Below are 18,910 nucleotides of genomic sequence, written 5' to 3'. Positions count from 1 at the left end.
TCAGATCTCGAAGTTAACCATCTGCGCCATGATCCAGGCGCCGAGGCTGAGCCAGACAAGGCCACCGAGGCCGGCGATGATGAGGCGCTCGTCAACGAAGAACTGCCCGAGGTAGCGGGGGTTGATCGAATAGATGAGCGCAAACACGATGAACGGCAGCGAGCCGACGATGTAGGCCGAGGCCTTCGATTCCGAGCTCATCGCCGCGATCTTGAGCTTCATCTGCGCGCGCTTGCGCAGCACGTCGGCCAGGTTGGCGAGTGTTTCGGCGAGGTTGCCGCCGGTCTCGCGCTGGATCGCCAGCGTGATGCAGAAGAAGCTGAATTCGGCCATGTCGAGCCGGTTGGCGGTCTCCTGGAGCGATTCCTCCATGGTGCGGCCAACCTTGATGCGATCGGTGACGAGCTTGAATTCCTCGCCCACCGGCCCCGGCAGTTCGTGCGCGACGACGCCGAGCGTCTCGGTGATCGGCAGACCCGAACGCAGGCCGCGCACGAGCAGTTCGAGCGCATCGGGAAACTTGGCGACGAAGTTGGCTTTGCGCTTGTTGATCGCGCGGCCGACCATCCAGTGCGGAATGCCCGCGCCCACGGCGACGCCCGCACCAAGGCCCAGCAGCAGCGCGCCCGACTTGACGAACACGAGGAGCGCGACGCCGATGGCGAGCCCGATCGAGACGTAGAGATACTGGCTGAGCGTCCAGCCCTTGCCGGTCTTGTGCAGGCGCAGCGCCAGGGCCTCGATGCGCGAGCCCGAACCAGCCTTCTTGAAGGTCGCCGGCTTGCGGCTGGCGACGGCCTTGCGGTACTGCGCCTCGACCTTGTCAACCGCGCTTTCCGAATGGCGGAAGCGCACGGACTGCAGGCGGCGCGAGGCTTCGCGGCTGGCCGAGGGGCCGCTGAGCGCGAGCGCCATCAGCACCAGAACCAGCGCAGCCCCGACGCCAAGGATCACGAGTTGCATCATGTTCATGGCCGTGTCCTGCCAGTTCTCTCATTACGTGCGGGGCCGGCGCGCAAGTCCCGCGACGGGGCCAGGCGCCGGCTGCGGATCATGCGGGGGTTCCGGCCTTGGCCTTGCCGGAGGGAAGGATCTTCTTGAAATCGAACTTGCCGAGCAGCGAAGTCTTGGCCGCAGGTGCGCCGCCGTTCTTGTCGCTGTTCTTGTCCGCAGCCTTGACCTTGCCCTTGCCCTTCACCTCGACCACTTCGCCATCGGTGCCGGTGGCGATGATCGCGCTGCCCAGATCGCGCAGCGCTGCACCCGCCTTGCTCGCGCGGTTGGCGGCAACGAAAGTCTGGCCCAGCTTGGCCGCGTTGGCGGCAGCCTTGATGTCGTAGGGCACGACGTAGTTGATCTTGCGCTCGATCGAGGCTTCGAAGTCCGAACGGCTGATCTCGCCGACGCCCGAATGGACCTTGTTGGCGAGCACGATCGTCTCGGCATGCTTGGCATTGGTCTTGAGCCAAGAAAGCAGGCGGATCGCATCGCGCGCGCCGGCAAGCGTGAGCTCGGTCACCACGACCACCACGTTCACGTCCGCGAGGAGGTGCGGGAAGTTGATCAGCATGTTGCGCGGCAGATCGATCATCGTCATTTCGAACGCGTGGCGGAATTCCTCCTCCAGCTGGACGAAAGCGCTGCCGTCGGTCATCAGCGGGGCGCTGATCGGCGCCTCGGCCGAAAGAATCGCGAGGTTGTCGTTGGCGCGGATCATGGCGCGTTCGATGAACAGGCCGTCGATGCGGCTGGGGTTGTCGATCGCGTCGGTAAGGCCGCGGCCGGGCTCGAGATCGAGCGTCAGCGCCCCCGTGCCGAAGTGGACGTCGAGGTCAAGAAGAGCCGTCGGCAGGTGGTGGTCGCTGCTGAACAGCCATGCGAGCGACGTCGCCACGGTCGAGGCGCCGACACCGCCGCGCGTGCCGACCACAGCGGTCGAGACATGGCGCTTGGCGGTCGAGCCATCAGACGATTTGGGGGCGGCGAAAATCGCCTGCGCCTGCACCAGCGCGTCGCGCACCTGACCCGGCGTCAGCGGCTTCAGGAGATAGTCCTGGATGCCCGAGGCGAGCAGGTCGCGGTAGAGCCGCACATCGTTGACCTGACCGACCGCGATCACCACGGTCCCCGGCTCGCAGACTTCGGCAAGCGCGTTGATGTCGCTCAGCGGGTCGCCGCTTTCGGAGAGGTCCACCATCAGGATAGCCGGCGAGGCAGCGATCGAGAGGGACTGGATCGCGTTGCGCAGGCCGCCCTTGTTGCACTTTTCCGGCTGCCAGCCCATGTCGACCGTGACCGGACGAAGCACGTCGAGTGACGCGTCGTCGCACATGAAGGACGCGAACATATCGCGGTTGGCGTTTTTCCAGGTCGCGCTCATGGATCAGTTACCCCCGGACTTGCTGGACACGGACTTCAGGCCGCCCGCACCCGTCGCCGGCATCTGGCGATAGGCATCGATCGCCTTGGTGTTGCTCTGCACGAGCGTGGTGCTGCGCGTCTTGGCACCGTGGACAAGGTCTTCCTTGTTGGCGACCATCGCGGCCATGTTGCTGTTCACCGCGCAGCCGTAGTTGGGCGCGGTGGCGTTGTTGGTGCGGTTGTCGATCTTGTTCGACCAGTCCGGGCAGCCGGGCACGCTGGCTTCGGTGCGCGAAACGACGATCCGGGCAGTGCCGGGCGCGATCGGGCCTTCGGTAACCGGGGCAACATCGGCGAGGAGCACGCCGAAACGGCCCGCGACCTGATCGACCGAATTGCGGGTCTGGTCCGAATCGACCGGATCATCGACCGAGACACGGTCGCCGTAACCAAGGTCGAGCGCTTCGAGCCAGCCAGCGAGGCGGCGCTGTTCGGAAACGGCAAGGCCGCCGCCGGGGAGCGTCGAAACGTCGAACACGAAGCTGGTGCGCTGCACCACAGGCTGACGAATGCTGTCGAGGCTGCGGTTCATGTCGGCCGAGGGGCTGTTGCACGCGGCAAGCGGCAGACTCAGCACGCCGGCGAGGAGAAGGACCCGGGCGGCGCCCTTCATGCGGGGCAGATGAATGGACATGGGGTAGCCCTTTCTCACTGGATGCTGAAGCCAGGCGCGACATCGGCGCTGGCCTGACGGTTGCGTGCGCTGCGCGGCGCCTTCTGCGGCGCTGGTGCAGCGGCCGGTGCGGGTGCCGTACCGGACACAGGCGCGTCGAGGGCACCGACCTTGGGGCCGTTCGACTGGACCGTGCCGGGCGCTTCGGTCGGCTTGGGCCGCTCGCCGCCGGTCACGCCGTCGGCTTCGATGTGGCCGAGGAACTGCTGGAGCGCGGTCGAGGTCTTGAAGCCGTCGGTGGGCAGCTTGATCTCGCTCGCATCAACCGGGTTCACGAGATAGGGCGTGACCACGATGACCAGCTCTGTCTCGCCCTTGCGGAACGAGGTGGAGCGGAACAGCGAGCCGAGGATCGGGATGTCACCGGCGCCGGGCATCTTGGTGATCGTGTTCTGCGCGTTGTTGCGCAGCAGGCCGGCAATCATGAAGCTCTGGCCCGAACCCAGCTCGATCGTCGTCTCGGCGCTGCGCACGGTGAGCGCGGAGACCGAGAAGCTGTTGCTGATGATCGCGCCGTCGGACGAGAGTTCGGACACTTCCGGCTTCACCCGCAGCGAGATGCGCCCGTTGGCGAGCACGGTGGGGGTGTAGGCGAGGCTGATGCCGTACTTCTTGAACTCGATCGAGGTGTTGCCGAGGCCGGTCGAAACCGGGATCGGGTATTCACCGCCGGCGAGGAATGTCGCGGTTTCGCCTGAAAGCGCCGTCAGATTGGGTTCGGCGAGGCTGGTGACGAGACCGATGGTTTCGCCAAGATCCAGCGCGCCCAGCACGTTCACGCCGAACAGCTTGGTAAGGCCCGCCAGTGTGGACTGGCCCTGCAGCGGGGTCACGTTGGTGCCGTCCATCAGCACGGGCTTGCCGGTCGTGGGATCGAGGCCGTAGCCCTTCACCGTCGTACCGATGCCGAGCGGCAGATTGGGATCGGTGGTGATCGTCGTCGCCGGCGAGCGGCCCTGGTTCAGGCCGAACTTGAAGCCGCTCGAACCGTCGATGGTCGTGAAGTTGGAGCCGATCTGGCGGATCAGCGAACGGTTCACTTCAGCGAACTTTACATGGAGGTTCACCTGCAGCGGCGTCGCCATCTTGAGGCGGCTGATCACGTTGGTCTTGCCGTCAACGAAAGCCTTGACGAGGCGCTCGGCCTCGGCGGCATCCTCCGGCGCGGCGATCGTGCCGGTGAGGAGCACCGTGTTGTTCATCGTCGAGGTGACGATGTGCGCCTCGGGCATCGCGAGCTTGAGCATCTGGTCGATGCTGTCGAGGTTTGTGCCGACGCGGACATTGGCCGACCACACCACGTCACCGGCCGCGTTGCTGGCGTAGACCGTGGTCTCGCCGCCCGCCTTGCCGAAGACGTAGAGCTGGTTGGTCGACTTGACCTGGACATCCGCAACCGTGTCGTTGGCGACGAACACGTCGGTCATCTTGCCGGGCAGCGTCACGAGCTGGCCGCGGCCGATCGAAATCGCGATGCTGCGAGCCGGGCTCGTCACGGTCTGGGCTGCGGCCGGCGCGGGGGCCGAGGCGAGCGCCAGCGGCACAGAAAGGGAGGCAAGCGAGAGCAGCTTGGTTGCGATACTGGCCTTCATGGTCTTGCCTTTCGCGGGCGCAGTTGTGGCCTGGGGGTGAGTGACTGTCGGCATCTCAGTGCGTCCCGACCTTGACTTCGGTGGTGTCCTTGCCACGGGTCACGCGGACCACCGGGCCGGGCGAGAACAGGGCGCGGGCGGCATCCGTCATCGATCCGCCGGTGCCGGGGCCCGACATGGGCATCGAACGGGGGATCATCGTGGTGATCGCCTTGGCCATTGCCTGCGCGGCAGCCATCGGATCGGTGGCCTTTTTGGGCTGGAAGCGCGAGACGTCACCGCCGGTCGCATAGCTGTTGCCGTCGGCCTCGATGGGCTTCGACATCGCCTGCTTGAGGATGCGCTCCTCTTCCGCCTTGCTGGCGCCAGCGGGGATCTTGATCTGCCCCAGCGCGATCGCCTGGTCGAGCTCGCTCGAGTTGTCGGCCAGCGAGCGCAGCGAGAGGCTGATCGTGCCGATGGTCTGCGCGACCGCGATCTTCTCGGCGATCTTCGGGGTAGCTTCCACGGTCACCGTGCTGAAGGTGCGCACGCGGGTCTTGCCCTCGATCTGCTCCTGCTCGGTCGACTGGTCGGTAGCGAGCACGCGCAGGTTCTTGAGGATGGTCTCGGCGGTCTTGAGCGGCTGGATGCCGCCCTTCACCGTCTGGGTGAGTACGAGGTCGATATGGTCACCCGGGAAGACGAAGCCCGCCACAGCGGTACGTGCGCTCACCGGAATGGTGACAGCGCGCATGCCCGGCCCGAGGGCGGCGGCAAGGAAGCCGCGGTCGCCGGGGGATACGAGGCTGCCCTGAGTCACCGGTTCGCCTGCCGTGATCGGATGGCGCACGACGGTGCCGAGAAGCTTCGACATGTCGGTCTTGTCTTCGGTGAAGTAGACGTCCTGGACGAGGTCTTTCGGCCAGGGCTGATAGCCCATGGCATCGGCCGTGATGATCGTGCCGGCGGGGAGCGCGCGGTTGGCGACGAGCACCTTGGCGCCCATCGGCACCTTCGCGGCGGCCGCTGCCTGCGGCGATGCGGCGCCTGCAAACAGGCTCCTGGCAGCAAAGGCCGTGCCGATCGCCACGATCAGCGCCCCCACCAGCAGCAACAGCTTCTTCCTGTCCATGGCTACAATCCTGCCGTTAGTTCCGCCCGCATCCTTCGGGCAAAATGGTTAAGATAGCGTCAGCCCGCCGAAACGGCGTTGAGAGCGCTCCAGTCGGTTGTCGTGATGATCCACAGACCCGCCGTCGCGATGGCGATTCCGTAGGGAATCTTGAGCTTGTCCTTTTGCCGCCGCGCGATGTGCCACATGCCCATCGTGATGGTCAGCACACCGCCCGCGAGCGCCATGATGACCAGCAGCTTGAGAAACAGCAGCGCCGGCATCCACAAGGCGAGTGCCGTCAGCAGCTTCACATCGCCGCCACCCATCGCCTTCAGCGCGAAGAGGCCGGCGAGAACGAAGAACGTCATGACCGCAAGCCCCAGCTGCAGCGCCACACCCGGCCACAACGCCAGACCCGATGCCCACCAGAACAGTGGCGCGCCCGCGGCAATGGCGGCATTCAGCCAGTTGTCGATCTGGCGGCGGCGGATATCGGTGAAGGCAGCAACCAGCAGTGCGATTGCCAAGGCCCCGACCAGTCCGTAAACGATGTGAGTTCCCTGCATGGGGGTCTCATACGGGACAATCACTTACCAAACGGTAACCAAAAAGGCGCCGCAGTTCCGGGGAGTTGCGGATGCGGCCAAGGCTTTGTCACGGGAGTGCTGAAGTGAGCGCAAGGTTGGACGGTTCTGGCGATGTCAGGCGGGCCATTCCCGCCTTCGCACGGGAATGGCGATGGGCGCTGCCCGATGGGCACCAGATCCGCCGCATCAGCCTTGATCCGCCTGCCGGCGCGCTGCCACGCGGCTCGATCCTGTTTATGCCGGGACGTGCCGACTTCTATGAGAAGTATCTGGAAACATTGGTGGAATGGGCGGGCGCCGGCTGGCATGTCAGCTCGGCGGACTGGCGCGGGCAGGGGGCTTCGGGGCGCATGACGGCAGACCCTCTGGTGGGCCATATCGAGGACTTCTCGATCTGGATTTCCGACCTTGGCGCGCTCTGGCGTGATTGGGTGCGCACCACTCCGGGACCCCATGTTCTGGTGGGGCATTCAATGGGCGGACACCTTGTTTTGCGCGCGGTGGCGGAAGGTGTGGCAAGCCCCGAGGCGGTCGTGCTGAGTGCCCCCATGCTCGGATTCGTGACGGCGATTCCCCAGTTTGTTCAGCATGTTTATGCAAAGTTGATGTGCCTGATCGGCAACCCGGAGCGGATGGCCTGGAAATCAAGCGAGAAGCCCGGCTCCGCCAGCGATGACCGCATGACCCTGCTCACGCACGATGCGGACCGTTACTCCGACGAGCTGTGGTGGCGCGCGGCCCGGCCCGAGCTCGAGATCGGACCGGCCAGCTGGCGCTGGGTCGAGCGCGCAGCCGCCTCGATCGAGGCCCTGCGCGCGCGCGGTCTGCTGGAAGCCGTAATGGCCCCTGTGCTGTTGCTGGCAGCCAAGCACGATGCGCTTGTTTCATGGCCGTCGCTTGACGCGGCGGCGGCGCGCCTGCCCCGCAGCGAACTCGTCGCCTGGGGCCCCGAGGCGCGCCACGAACTGCTGCGTGAGGCCGATCCGGTGCGCGCACAGGTCATGGCCGCTATTTCCAGCTTCCTCAACCGCGCGCTCCCGGCACGGACGGCCTGAAGCCATGAATGCCGAGCATTTCGACATCGCCATCGTCGGCGCGGGCATGGCCGGCTCCAGCCTCGCTGCCGAATGCGCGCCCCATGCGCGGGTGCTGCTGATCGAGGCAGAGGATACGCCGGGTTATCACACCACCGGTCGCTCCGCCGCGTTCTGGCACGAGACGCTGGGCGGGCCGAAGGTCTATCCGCTGACTTCCGCGTCGGGGCCTTGGCTTGCCGAACGCGGCTTCCTCAGCCCGCGCGGCGGCTTGCATTTCGGGCGCGAGGATCACCGCGACAAGGCGGAAAGCTTCCTCGCAGAGTTCGAAGCCGCCGGCGCGCGGGTCGAACTCATCGGTCGCGCACGGCTCGAAGAGATCGTGCCCGGTCTGCGGCCAGAATGGATCATCGGTGCGTGGGAACCGGAATGCGCCGATATCGACGTTGCCGCGATGCACCAGCACTACCTTGCCGCGGCGCGCAAGGCCGGCAGCGTGCTGCGCGTGCGCGCGCGGCTTGATCATGCCGAACATGTGGGCGGGGGCTGGTCGCTGGCGTGGAGCGGCGCCGCCGGACAGGGCGAGGCTCGCGCCGCGCTGCTGGTGAATGCGGCGGGCGCCTGGGCCGATCCGGTGGCTGAGCTGGCCGGGGCTGCGCCGATTGGCATCCAGCCGCTGCGCCGCTCGATGGTCCAGCTGCGCATCGATCCGGCGCCACCACCGACACTCCCGCTCACGCTGAGCTTCGACGAGGATTTCTACTTCCGGCCGCAGGGTGACCGGCTCTGGCTTTCCCCGCACGACGAGACCCCCGACGTGCCGCGCGATGCGGCGCCCGAAGAGCTCGACATCGCGATGGCGATCGACCGGATGGAGCAGGCGGTCGAATGGAAGGTGCTGGCACTGGAACGGCGCTGGGCAGGTCTGCGGTCCTTCGCGCCAGACCGGCTGCCGGTCTATGGCTTCGATCCTCTGCGCGAAGGCCTGTTCTGGTTTGTCGGGCAAGGCGGCATCGGCATCCAGACCGCGCCGGCCGCCGCGCGGCTCGGCGCGCAGCTCCTGCTCGGCCTCCCCCGCGATGAGATGACCCACGCGCTCGACGCATCGTTCTACACGCCCGCTCGTTTCACCGACTAGGCGGCATTTCGGACTCCCAACCAGCTTACCGCGTGGTAAAGAGCGTTTAGGTAAAATTACGTGAGAGGGTTAACGCAATGGCGCACCGTTTCGAGATTCGGAAGAACAAGGCCGGCGAATTTGTCGCCTATTTCTGCCACAATGCCGAGACGATCTTCTGGACCGAAGGCTACAAATCGAAGGCCAGTGCGAAGAACGCCATCGAGTCGGTGCTGAAGAACGGACCGGGCGCCGAAGTGGTCGACACCACCACCGGCGACTGATCCCTCGGAAAGCCGCCCAACCGGTCAGGCCGCGCCCATCGCATTGGTGGCAGCATCGCTGGCGAGCTTGTCCACACGCTCGTTTTCCGGGTGGCCATCGTGGCCTTTGACCCAGACCCATTCGATCTTGTGCGGGCGCGTCGCCGCGATCAGCGCCCGCCACAAGTCCTCGTTCTTGACCGGCTTGTTGTCGGCGGTCTTCCAGCCCTTCTTCTGCCAGCCGAACACCCATTTGGTGATTCCGTCGAGCACGTAGCGGCTGTCGGTGTGGAGCGTGACCTGGCAGGGGGCTTTGAGGGCTTCGAGCCCCTTGATCGCGGCCATCAGCTCCATGCGGTTGTTGGTTGTCTCGCGCTCGCTGCCCGAGAGCTCTTTCTCGACCTCGCCCATGCGCAGCAGCGCGCCCCAGCCGCCCTTGCCGGGATTGCCCTTGCAGGCCCCGTCGGTGAAGATTGCTACGTGCTTCACGCGAAGACCTCCGGATTGGCCTTGTAGAACCCCAGCCGCCGCGCTGGGCTCATCGGGTCTTTGGGCGTGACGAGCGCATCGGCGGGCGTGTTGAGCCAGTCCCACGCGCGGCTCATCGCAAAGCGCATCGCCGCACCCTGGCCCAGCAGCGGCAGCGCAGCACGCTCCTCGGCGCCGAGCAGACGCACGCCTTCGTAGCCTTCGATCAGTGCAGCGGAAACGTCGGCGCGAAACGAGTCGCGCTTGTCGAAGCACCACGCGACGTGGGTGACCGCCAGATCGTAGGCAAGGATGTCGTTGCAGGCGAAGTAGAAGTCGATGAGGCCTGTGACCTTGTCGCCCAGCATCAGTACGTTGTCCGGGAAGAGGTCGGCGTGGATCACGCCGGTGGGGAGGCCAGTTGGCCAGCTGGAAATAAGGCGCGGCAATTCGTGCGCGACGATTGCGGCGAGCTCCGGATTGATCCGGGCAAGGCCTTCCGCTCCGCAGGCACTGGCGAGGCGCTGCCATTCCGCCACGCCCATGCCATTGGCGCGGCTGGCCGGAAAATCGCCTGCCGCGAGGTGCAGCCGCGCCAGCTCCGCGCCCACCGCGCGGGCCTGACCGGCCGTCGGCGTGCTGACCGAAACGCCCGGGAGATACTCGATCAGTGCGAGCGCCTTGTCTCCGCTCGGGCCGGGGCGAGTGACATAGAGGTTCCCCTCGCGGTCGTGGATCGTGCGCGGCACCGGGCAGCCCTTCGCGGCAAGATGGTCGAGCAGCGAGAGGAAATAGGGCAGATCTTCAAGCTCGATGCGGAACTCGTACATCGTCAGGATGAAACGAGCACCAGCTCCATCGCTGCCGGTGGTTTCGAGCAGCCAGTTGCTGTTGGAAACGCCTTCGGCGATGCCCTTTGCGGAAACCAGCGTGCCGACATCGAAACGGGCGATCAGCGCGGCCATCTCCTCCGCGCCGAGGTGGGTGTAAACCGCCATGGTGCCCGGGTCAGTCCGCGAGCTGGCGGGGCAGCTTGAACACCATGTTTTCGACCGTGGTGGTCACGGTCTCTTCCTCCACGGTGCGCCATGCGCGCAAGGCATCGACCACTTCGCGCACCAGCACTTCCGGCGCGGAGGCGCCTGCGGTAAGGCCCAGCGTCTCGACGCCATCAAGCCATGCGGGGTCGATCTCGCTCCCGCGCTGGATCAGGCGGGCCGGGGTGCCCTCGCGTTCGGCCACTTCGACAAGGCGCAGCGAATTGGAGCTGTTGGGCGCACCGATCACGAGCAGGAGCTGGCAGCGCGCCGCGATGGACTTGACCGCAGTCTGCCGGTTGGACGTGGCGTAGCAGATGTCCTCGGCACGCGGCCCGCTGATCTCGGGGAAACGTGTCCGCAGCGCTGCCACGATCTCGCGCGTGTCGTCGACCGAGAGCGTCGTCTGCGTGAGGAACGAAAGCGCTGTCCCGGGCGGGAAGTCGAGCGAGGCGACATCCTCCAGCGTCTCGACCAGCGTGATCGAGCCTTCGGGCACCTGGCCCATCGTGCCGATGACCTCGGGGTGGCCTTTGTGGCCGACGAACAGGATATGCCGTCCGGCTTCAACCTGCCGCTCGGCCTGGCGGTGGACCTTGCTCACCAGCGGGCAGGTCGCATCGAGCCAGTCGAGCCCGCGCTCCGTCGCGGCGGCGGGCACCACCTTGGGCACGCCGTGCGCGGAAAAGACCACTGGCTTGCCATCGGGCACTTCATCGAGTTCTTCGACGAAGACCGCGCCCTTGGCCTTGAGCCCATCGACCACGAAGCGGTTGTGGACGATTTCGTGGCGCACGTAGACCGGCTCGCCGAAGCGGTCGAGCGCGCGCTCGACGATCTCGATTGCGCGGTCCACCCCGGCACAGAAGCCGCGCGGGGCGGCGATCAGCAGCTTGAGCGGGGCAAGGGCGGCCGCAGTATCCGGGCGGTCGGCGGCGGGCGGCGGTGTCGTGGTCATAGTCATCGCGGGCGACCTTAGCAGGGGGCAGGCCCCCCGCAAACCCGCCGCGTTCAGCGGGGCGTCATTGCGCGGTTGGCAGGCATGCAGCATTGCGCCGCCGGGATGCGGTGGCTAGAGGATGCGCGGTGCCTCTGATCGCGGCGCTCACCAAGGATGCCTGAATGACCCTGCCTGCTTTCCGCCCCGTTGCTCTCCGGCGCCTGGCCCCGCTCGCCGCGCTGGCCCTCGTCGGCACGCTCGGCGCCTGCAAAAGCGGCGGCGGCGAACTGGTGGTGGACGACAGCGTGGGCGTCACCGCGCTGCGCAGCCCGTGCCCGCTGGTCGAAATTCCGGACATGACCGGCGACGTCACGCTGTTTTCCGCGCCCGGCCGGACCGATGCCGGCGCGATTGACCTGACCGCCTCGATCACCAACCTGCGCAGCACCTGCGATGATGCCAAGGGCCAGACCCAGCTTTCCACCGAAGCGACCTTCGATGTCTATGCCCGCCGCACCGATACACGCGGAGCGCGCCGCGTGGTTCTTCCCTATTTCTCGGCGGTGATGCGCGGCGGCAATGTCGTGATTGCGAAGCGCCTCGGATCGATCACGCTCGACTTCGCCGACGGGCAGGAGCGCGCGCAGGTCACCGCCCGCGCCGGTTCGACCGTCGACCGTGCCGAGGCGACCTTGCCGGAAAACGTGCGCAAGCTCCTCACCAAGAAGCGCAAGGCCGGCGAGGCGGACGCAGCGACCGATCCGCTTGCGCTCCCCGAAGTGCGCACGGCGCTGGCGAAAGCGAGCTTCGAATTGCTCGTGGGCTTCCAACTGACCGATGCCCAGCTGAAGTACAACGCCACGCGTTGATTTGGCAGAACGTGCGGAAGGGCACGTTGCACAAACTGGCGCGCTAGTTTGTTGGCGAACGCGCGCGCTTGGGCTAACGGCGCGCTCATGACAGAGACTGCAACCGCTCCCGCTCTTCCCCTCTTCGCTGATTTTGCCGGCGTGATCGACCGCGCGCTCGATGCGCTCGTCGCTGCTGGTTCGCTGCCCGAGGGTCTTTCGCGAAGCGGCGTGACCTGCGAGCCCCCGCGTGAAGCTTCGCACGGCGATATCTCGACCAACGCGGCGATGGTGCTGGCCAAGCCCGCTGGCACCAATCCCCGCGCGCTCGCTGCGCTGCTGGTCGAAGAACTGTCGAAGGAGCCGCGCATCGCCTCGGCCGAGATCGCCGGGCCGGGCTTCATCAACTTGCGCCTTGCCGATAGCGCGTGGCTGGCCGAACTCGCGCTGATCGCGGCCAAGGCGGGCGATTATGGCCGCTCGAGCGTGGGCGGCGGCAGCATGGTCAATGTCGAGTACGTCTCGGCCAACCCGACCGGGCCGATGCACATGGGCCACTGCCGCGGCGCGGTGGTGGGCGATGCGCTGGCCAGCCTGCTCGAGTTTGCGGGCCACCGCGTGACGCGCGAATACTATGTCAACGATGCCGGCGCGCAGGTCGATGTGCTCGCCCGCTCTGTCCACCTGCGCTACCGCGAGGCGCTGGGTGAGGATGTCGGCGCGGTGCCCGAGGGGCTCTATCCCGGCGATTATCTCGTGCCCGTCGGGCAGGCGCTCGCGGCCGAATTCGGTGATGCCTATGCCAAGGCGCCCGAAGCCGATTGGCTGGTGGTCTTCCGCACCCGTGCGGTGGCAGCGATGATGGATATGATCCGCGACGATCTCGCGACGCTCGGCATCCATCACGACCTGTTTTCGTCCGAGGCCGAGCTTCAGGCATCCGGCAAGGTCGATGCCGCCGAAGCGTGGCTGCGCGCGCACGATCTTGTCTACGATGGCGAACTCGAAGCGCCCAAGGGCAAGACGCCTGAGGACTGGGAACCGGTCGCGCTGCCGCTGTTCCGCTCGACGAAGTTCGGCGACGATCAGGATCGCCCGATCAAGAAGTCGAACGGTGCGTGGACGTACTTCGGTGCCGACCTTGCCTACCACTTCCAGAAGGCGCAGGCCGCCGATGCGCTTGTCGATATCTGGGGCGCGGACCATGCCGGTACGGTCAAGCGGATCAAGGCCGCTGTCGCCGCGCTGACGAGTGCGGATGGGCGGAACCCCAAGCCGTTCGAGATCAAGCTTGTCCAGATGGTTCAGCTGATGAAGGGCGGCCAGCCGTTCAAGATGTCGAAGCGCGCGGGCAATTTCGTCACGCTCGCCGATGTGGTCGACATGGTGGGCAAGGACGTGGTGCGCTTCACCATGCTGACCCGCAAGCCCGATGCGCAGATGGACTTCGATTTCGACAAGGTGGTCGAAGCCTCGAAGGACAATCCGGTGTTCTATGTGCAGTATGCCCACGCGCGCATCCACTCGACCTTGCGCAAGGCCGCGGCGGAAGGCTTTGCGCCCTCGCCCGAGCATGTCGCGCGGCTGGGCTCGGAAGAGCTTGGCCTCGTCAAGCTCGCCGCACAGTTCCCGCGCGTCGTCGAAAGCGCGGCAGCAGCGCGCGAGCCGCACCGGGTTGCGTTCTTCCTCTATGACCTCGCCGCAGGCTTCCACGCGTACTGGAACGTGGGGAATGACCGGCCTGACAAGCGCTTCATTGTGGCACAGGATGCCGCACTGACGTCGGCACGCCTTTTCCTCACCTCACAAATCGGGCAAGTGGTAAAGAACGGGTTGGCCTTGCTGGGTGTAGAGGCCGCCGAGGAGCTTTGACGCAATGGTTATCGGGGCTGGGGACGAGTACGAGGGCGAGAACCAGGGCATGCCGATCAATCCGGCAGCCTGGGGCGAAGCGGCACAGCATGCCGCAGAAGAGGGCATGGCGACCGCACAGGGCCATGCCGAGGTTCTCGCTGCCGGCGCACATGAGGCCCTCGACACCGCGACCGATCGTCTCGCGCTTGGCGATGAAGAACGCTTGCCCTGGCTTGAAAGCGCCGACGATGTCGATTTCGACGAACCGGCGGCAGACAACAGCCGGATGGTCGGCTTTGGCGTGCTGGCAGTGCTGCTGCTGGCGGCGCTGCTTGGCGGGATCTACTGGATCTCCCACCGCGGCGCGGGCAATGCCGCCGCCGATGGCAGCCTGATCGCGGCGAACAAGGAACCCTACAAGATCGCGCCCAAGGACCCCGGCGGCAAGACGTTCGAGGGCACCGGCGATGCCAGCTTCAAGGTGAGCGAGGGTGAAAAGCCCGTTGCCAACCTTGCTGGCAGCGCCGCTACGGCTCCGACGCCTGCCGCCGCGCCCAAGCCTTCCGCTGCTGCGCCCGCTCCGGTGTCGGGCGGCGTCGGCGTGCAGGTTGGCGCTTTCTCGACGAACGCTTCGGCGGAGGCGGCGTGGTCAAAGCTGGTCGCCGCGCACAATGCGCTCTCGGGCCTTTCGCACCGCGTGGTCGAAGGCAAGGCCGATATGGCGACGGTGTTCCGCCTGCAGGCCATCGCCGGTGACGCCGCTACCGCCAATGCACTCTGCGCCAAGCTGCAGGCGGGCGGCCTCAAGTGCCAGGTGAAGCGCTGACATAGGCGCTTTTCCCCCATGATCCACAGTCTCCGGCCTTGCGCCGGAGCGGGCTTTGCGCAAACCCTTCGCCATGCTCCCGGCGATCTTTGGCTTATCGGGCCTCACCCTCAGCGATGACGAGCGCGCCTTCTTCCGCGATTGTGATCCGGCGGGCTACATCCTGTTTGGTCGCAATGTCGAAAGCCGCACCCAGCTGCGCGCGCTGACCGATGAGCTGCGCAGCCTTCACGGGCGGGAGCGCACCTTCATCTGTATCGATCAGGAAGGTGGCCGCGTCGCACGGATGAAGCCGCCGGTCTGGGCGGCCTATCCCCCCGGTGCAGCGTTCGACAAGCTCTATGAGATCGCCCCGATCAGCGCGATTGAAGCCGCCCGCGCCCATGCCGAGGCGCTGGGGCTCGATCTGGCCGAGGCCGGGATCAGCGTCGATTGTCTGCCGCTGCTCGATGTGCGGCAGGAAGGTGCCCACGACGTTATCGGCGACCGGGCACTGGGGCACGAGCCGCTGCGCGTTGCCGCATTGGGCCGTGCCATGCTCGAAGGCCTCGCGCGCGCAGGCGTTGCGGGTGTGATCAAGCATATCCCGGGGCACGGCCGCGCCGGGGTGGACAGCCACAAGGAACTGCCGACCGTCACCGCGAGTGAAGCGGACCTCGAAACCGACCTCGCGCCGTTCCGCAGCCTGGGCGACAGCCTGATCGGCATGACCGCCCACGTGCGCTACACCGCTTGGGATGATGAGAACCCGGCGACGCTTTCTTCCACTGTGATCCGCGATGTGATCCGTGGCCGAATCGGCTTCGATGGCTTGCTCCTCACCGATGATCTCGACATGCAGGCGTTGGGCGGCGCGGTGCCCGATCGCGCTGCGCGGGCACAGGCGGCGGGCTGCGACATCGCGCTCAATTGCTGGGCGAAGATGGACGATATGGTCGGCATCGCAAGCGCGCTGGCACCAATGTCCGCTGAAACCGCCGCGCGGCTCGAACGGGCGCTCGCCGCAACGGGCGACTTTGCCGCGCCTGTCGATCTTGCGCGGCAGGCCGAACGCACCGCCACGCGCGACCGGCTGCTGGAACTGGCTGCGTGATGGAAGAAGCCGCGCTCGCTCCACCGCTCGCGGCCGATGATTGGGACGAAACCCCGCTCGACGTGCCGCCCGAGGCGACCGAGACCCTGACGCTTGCCATCGATGGCTGGGAAGGGCCGCTCCACCTCCTGCTCGATCTGGCGCGGCGGCAGAAGGTCGATCTACTCAAGATCTCGATCCTTGCGCTGGTCGATCAATACCTCGAATTTGTCGAGCGCGCGGGCGCGCAGCGGCTCGAACTGGCGGCGGACTACCTCGTCATGGCGGCGTGGCTGGCCTGGCTGAAATCGCTGCTGCTTCTCCCGCGCGACCCTGAAGTCCAGCCCAGCCCTGAAGAACTCGCGCTGCGGCTGCAGCTGCGCCTTCAGCGCCTCGGCGCGATGCGTGAGGCGGGCGCGCGGCTGATGGCCCGCGACCGGCTGGGGCGCGATGTGTTCCCGCGTGGCGCGCCCGAAGGCCTCAAGGTTGATCGGCAGGTGCGCTGGCACTGCGATCTCTACGCGCTGATGCAGGCTTATGGCCACGTCCAGCACCGCAATCGCCCGGTGGTCCACATGGTCCACGCGCGCGCGGTGATGACACTGGAAGCCGCCATTGCGCGCGTTGAGGCGCTGATCGGCATGGCGATTGACTGGACCGAACTCAGGCTCTTCCTTCCCCCGCACGAGGAGGGCACCGATCCGCGTCTCGCGCGGTCGGCGCTCGCCTCCAGCTTCGTCGCCGCGCTCGAACTCGCCAAGCAGGGCAAGGTGGAGATTGCGCAGGCCGAGACCTTCGCCCCGCTTATGCTCAGGCGCGCCGGCGCATGAACGAGGTTGAACGCGCGGTAGAGGCAGCGCTGTTCGCCGCCGAAGCCTCGATGACGGCGGACGAGCTTTCGCGCCATCTCGGCGGAGCGGAGGGCGTGGAGGCTGCGCTTGAAGCGCTGGCCGCTCACTATGAAGGGCGCGGGATCGAACTCGTCCGGCGCGGGGATCGCTGGCACTTCCAGACCGCGCCCGACCTTGCCCATCTCCTGCGCCGCGAACGCGAGGATGTTCGCCGCCTGTCCCGTGCAGCGACCGAGGCGCTCGCGATCATCGCCTATCACGAACCCGTCAGCCGCGCTGAAATCGAGGCAATCCGCGGCGTGCAGACTGCCAAGGGCACGCTCGATGTGCTGATGGAGGCGGGCTGGATCAAGGTCGCCGGCCGCCGCGAAGGTCCCGGCCGCCCGACGATCTATGCGACAACGCCCGAGTTTCTCGCGCACTTCGGCCTCGAATCGCGGCGCGATCTGCCGGGCATCGAGGAATTGCGTGCCGCCGGCCTGCTCGATCCGGTCGAGGCGGTGTTTGCCGGCGAACCCGACGACGAACCGGACGCGGAACGGGATGAGGGGGCTGTTAGTGCATCCGAGCTTGACGAATCTGCATGAGCTTGCTGGCAGTTTCGCCAAGGATGTCCTATCTGGAGGGCATAAAGGAGATTTCCCATGGGCGCTCTGTCCCTTCCGCATCTGATCATTCTGGCGCTGGTTGTCCTCATCCTCTTCGGCCGCGGCCGTATTTCCGAGATGATGGGTGATTTCGGCAAGGGTATCAAAAGCTTCAAGCAGGGTATGAGCGAGGGCGCAGAGACGCCGCTCGTACAGCCGCCAGCGCAGATCCAGCAGCAGCCGGTGGCGCCTGCTCAGCCCGCTGCCCAGCCGGAGCAGACCGGCTCCGGCCCCGCCGCCTGACCTGATCCAGTCAGCACCTCAGGCCTGAAACGATGTTCGGCATTGCGCCAGACGAGATGCTCCTCGTCGTGATCGTGGCGATCATCGTCATCGGTCCCAAGGACCTGCCGCTGGCGCTGCGCACGGCCGGGCGCTGGATCGGTAAGATCCGCCGCGTTTCCGGCCACTTTCGCGCGGGGATCGAGACCATGATCCGCGAGGCGGAGATGGAGGAGATGGAGCGCAAGTGGAAGGAACAGAACGCCGCGATCATGGCCGCCCATCCCGCGCCTGATCCGGCTGCAGGACAGACCAGCGAGGCTGCGACCGACCAGAACGATCCGCCGCCGGTGATGACCCCGCTGCCCGCGCCAGTGGCTGCGCCGATCGATCCCGAAGTTGCCGCTGTGGCACCTACTGAACCTCAGGCCGAGCCCGTCGGCGAAATGCTCCCCATCTCGGACCGTCCCGCCCGGCCCCGCGGCACTTCTGGCGGCCCAGCATGATGGTCAGCGATATCGACGAGACCCAGGCCCCGCTGCTCGATCACCTGCTCGAGCTGCGCACGCGACTGCTGCGCTGCGTCTATGCCATCGCCATTGCTTTCGTGGTCTGTTTCTACTTCGCCAACCAGATCCTCGCGATCCTGGTGCAGCCACTGGTCCATGCCTTTCCGGCGGGGCAGGGCAAGCTCATCTACACCAAGCTCTATTCGGCGTTCTTCGTCGATCTCAAGGTCTCGCTCTTCGCGGCGTTCCTCGTCAGCTTTCCGGTGATCGCAAACCAGCTCTGGGCCTTTATCGCGCCGGGGCTCTATGCGCGTGAGAAGAAGGCCTTCCTGCCGTTCCTGATCGCCACGCCAATCCTCTTCACGATGGGCGCGAGCCTTGCCTACTTCATCGTGATGCCGACCGCCTTCCGCTGGTTCATCGGCTTCCAGGGGGATCGCGGTGGTCTCCAGCTCGAAGCGCTGCCGGGGATCGAGGAATACTTGAACCTCGTGATGCAGTTCATCTTCGCTTTCGGGATCAGCTTCCTGCTCCCCGTCCTGCTGATGCTGCTGAACCGTGCCGGGATCGTGACGCGCGGACAGCTGGTGGCGGCGCGGCGCTATGTCATTGTCGGCATCACCGCGCTAGCGGCCGTGATCACGCCGCCTGATGTGCTGAGCCAGCTCATGCTCGCGATTCCCTTGATGATCCTGTTCGAAGGCACGCTGGTCGTGATGCGCTTTGCCGAGAAGAAGGATGCCGAGGAGAAGGCCAAGGCGGAAGTGGCAGGGGCCTGATCGCAGCGGCAGGGCGCGGCGGCGCGGAGGGGCTTGCCCCTGTTCGGTCATGGCGCCTACCCTTCCCGTGATGC

At 66.3% G+C, this 18,910-nt stretch carries 21 protein-coding genes; 12 read left to right on the top strand and 9 right to left on the bottom strand.

Annotated elements, in window-relative coordinates; genetic code table 11:
- The 6 genes from Q0082_RS08740 to Q0082_RS08715 all read right to left on the bottom strand — a co-directional run bounded on the left by Q0082_RS08740 (window position 1) and on the right by Q0082_RS08715 (window position 6,348).
- Window positions 1-972, bottom strand: coding sequence for a type II secretion system F family protein (locus Q0082_RS08740; protein ID WP_298191606.1), 972 nt, complete (start codon window positions 970-972; stop codon window positions 1-3).
- Window positions 973-1,051: 79 nt separating this feature from the next.
- A complete protein-coding gene (locus Q0082_RS08735; RefSeq protein WP_298191605.1) occupies window positions 1,052-2,380 on the bottom strand; it encodes a pilus assembly protein CpaE in 1,329 nt (442 codons plus the stop codon).
- A gap of 3 nt (window positions 2,381-2,383) precedes the next feature.
- The gene (locus Q0082_RS08730) at window positions 2,384-3,055 is read right to left on the bottom strand and encodes a CpaD family pilus assembly protein (protein ID WP_298191604.1); all 672 of its coding nucleotides are present in this window, start codon (window positions 3,053-3,055) and stop codon (window positions 2,384-2,386) included.
- 14 nt (window positions 3,056-3,069) lie between these two features.
- Window positions 3,070-4,686, bottom strand: a complete 1,617-nt coding sequence (locus Q0082_RS08725) for a type II and III secretion system protein family protein (protein WP_298191602.1) — start codon at window positions 4,684-4,686, stop codon at window positions 3,070-3,072.
- Window positions 4,687-4,741: 55 nt separating this feature from the next.
- A complete protein-coding gene (gene cpaB, locus Q0082_RS08720) occupies window positions 4,742-5,800 on the bottom strand; it encodes a Flp pilus assembly protein CpaB (RefSeq protein WP_298191600.1) in 1,059 nt (352 codons plus the stop codon).
- Between the two features lie 59 nt (window positions 5,801-5,859).
- Window positions 5,860-6,348 (bottom strand): prepilin peptidase, encoded by a 489-nt coding sequence (locus Q0082_RS08715; RefSeq protein WP_298191598.1) that lies wholly within the window; start codon window positions 6,346-6,348, stop codon window positions 5,860-5,862.
- A gap of 104 nt (window positions 6,349-6,452) precedes the next feature.
- On the opposite strand from Q0082_RS08715, the gene Q0082_RS08710 reads away from it, so the two are divergent.
- The 3 genes from Q0082_RS08710 (at window position 6,453) to Q0082_RS08700 (ending at window position 8,804) form a co-directional block, all read left to right on the top strand.
- Window positions 6,453-7,424: an alpha/beta hydrolase gene (locus Q0082_RS08710; protein WP_298191596.1), complete on the top strand. Its 972-nt coding sequence runs from the start codon at window positions 6,453-6,455 to the stop codon at window positions 7,422-7,424.
- Window positions 7,425-7,428: 4 nt separating this feature from the next.
- Window positions 7,429-8,541, top strand: a complete 1,113-nt coding sequence (locus Q0082_RS08705) for an FAD-dependent oxidoreductase (RefSeq protein ID WP_298191594.1) — start codon at window positions 7,429-7,431, stop codon at window positions 8,539-8,541.
- Between the two features lie 77 nt (window positions 8,542-8,618).
- Entirely contained in the window at window positions 8,619-8,804 is a 186-nt protein-coding gene (locus Q0082_RS08700) for a DUF1508 domain-containing protein (RefSeq protein WP_298191593.1), read from the top strand.
- Between the two features lie 24 nt (window positions 8,805-8,828).
- Here Q0082_RS08700 and rnhA read toward each other — a convergent pair whose 3' ends face one another.
- Genes rnhA through ispH form a run of 3 tightly spaced genes read right to left on the bottom strand, consistent with a single transcriptional unit; the run spans window position 8,829 to window position 11,246 of the window.
- The gene (rnhA, locus tag Q0082_RS08695) at window positions 8,829-9,272 is read right to left on the bottom strand and encodes a ribonuclease HI (protein ID WP_298191592.1); all 444 of its coding nucleotides are present in this window, start codon (window positions 9,270-9,272) and stop codon (window positions 8,829-8,831) included.
- Window positions 9,269-10,249: a homoserine kinase gene (gene thrB / locus Q0082_RS08690; RefSeq protein ID WP_298191590.1), complete on the bottom strand. Its 981-nt coding sequence runs from the start codon at window positions 10,247-10,249 to the stop codon at window positions 9,269-9,271. The genes rnhA and thrB overlap by 4 nt, the downstream gene beginning before the upstream one ends.
- 10 nt (window positions 10,250-10,259) lie before the next feature.
- Complete coding sequence (ispH, locus tag Q0082_RS08685; protein ID WP_298191620.1) at window positions 10,260-11,246, bottom strand: 4-hydroxy-3-methylbut-2-enyl diphosphate reductase; 987 nt, start codon at window positions 11,244-11,246, stop codon at window positions 10,260-10,262.
- Window positions 11,247-11,410: 164 nt separating this feature from the next.
- On the opposite strand from ispH, the gene Q0082_RS08680 reads away from it, so the two are divergent.
- The 9 genes from Q0082_RS08680 (at window position 11,411) to tatC (ending at window position 18,836) form a co-directional block, all read left to right on the top strand.
- Window positions 11,411-12,097: a hypothetical protein gene (locus tag Q0082_RS08680; RefSeq protein WP_298191588.1), complete on the top strand. Its 687-nt coding sequence runs from the start codon at window positions 11,411-11,413 to the stop codon at window positions 12,095-12,097.
- Window positions 12,098-12,184: 87 nt separating this feature from the next.
- Window positions 12,185-13,948, top strand: coding sequence for an arginine--tRNA ligase (gene argS, locus Q0082_RS08675; protein WP_298191586.1), 1,764 nt, complete (start codon window positions 12,185-12,187; stop codon window positions 13,946-13,948).
- Window positions 13,949-13,952: 4 nt separating this feature from the next.
- Complete coding sequence (locus Q0082_RS08670; protein WP_298191584.1) at window positions 13,953-14,756, top strand: SPOR domain-containing protein; 804 nt, start codon at window positions 13,953-13,955, stop codon at window positions 14,754-14,756.
- A gap of 73 nt (window positions 14,757-14,829) precedes the next feature.
- Window positions 14,830-15,849, top strand: a complete 1,020-nt coding sequence (gene nagZ / locus Q0082_RS08665) for a beta-N-acetylhexosaminidase (protein ID WP_298191582.1) — start codon at window positions 14,830-14,832, stop codon at window positions 15,847-15,849.
- Complete coding sequence (locus Q0082_RS08660; protein ID WP_298191619.1) at window positions 15,849-16,658, top strand: ScpA family protein; 810 nt, start codon at window positions 15,849-15,851, stop codon at window positions 16,656-16,658. Before nagZ ends, Q0082_RS08660 begins: the two co-directional genes overlap by 1 nt.
- On the top strand, window positions 16,655-17,266 hold the full coding sequence (gene scpB, locus Q0082_RS08655; protein ID WP_298191580.1) for an SMC-Scp complex subunit ScpB: 612 nt from the start codon (window positions 16,655-16,657) through the stop codon (window positions 17,264-17,266). The genes Q0082_RS08660 and scpB overlap by 4 nt, the downstream gene beginning before the upstream one ends.
- A 57-nt stretch (window positions 17,267-17,323) precedes the next feature.
- On the top strand, window positions 17,324-17,569 hold the full coding sequence (tatA, locus tag Q0082_RS08650; protein ID WP_298191578.1) for a twin-arginine translocase TatA/TatE family subunit: 246 nt from the start codon (window positions 17,324-17,326) through the stop codon (window positions 17,567-17,569).
- A gap of 32 nt (window positions 17,570-17,601) precedes the next feature.
- Window positions 17,602-18,054, top strand: coding sequence for a Sec-independent protein translocase protein TatB (tatB, locus tag Q0082_RS08645; RefSeq protein WP_298191576.1), 453 nt, complete (start codon window positions 17,602-17,604; stop codon window positions 18,052-18,054).
- Complete coding sequence (gene tatC, locus Q0082_RS08640) at window positions 18,054-18,836, top strand: twin-arginine translocase subunit TatC (protein ID WP_298191618.1); 783 nt, start codon at window positions 18,054-18,056, stop codon at window positions 18,834-18,836. The genes tatB and tatC overlap by 1 nt, the downstream gene beginning before the upstream one ends.
- Window positions 18,837-18,910 lie beyond the last annotated feature (74 nt).

Origin of the sequence: Novosphingobium sp. (assembly GCF_027489515.1) — a bacterium.
In the GTDB taxonomy this organism is placed as follows: domain Bacteria; phylum Pseudomonadota; class Alphaproteobacteria; order Sphingomonadales; family Sphingomonadaceae; genus Novosphingobium.
This window is presented reverse-complemented; position numbering and strand designations above follow the sequence as displayed.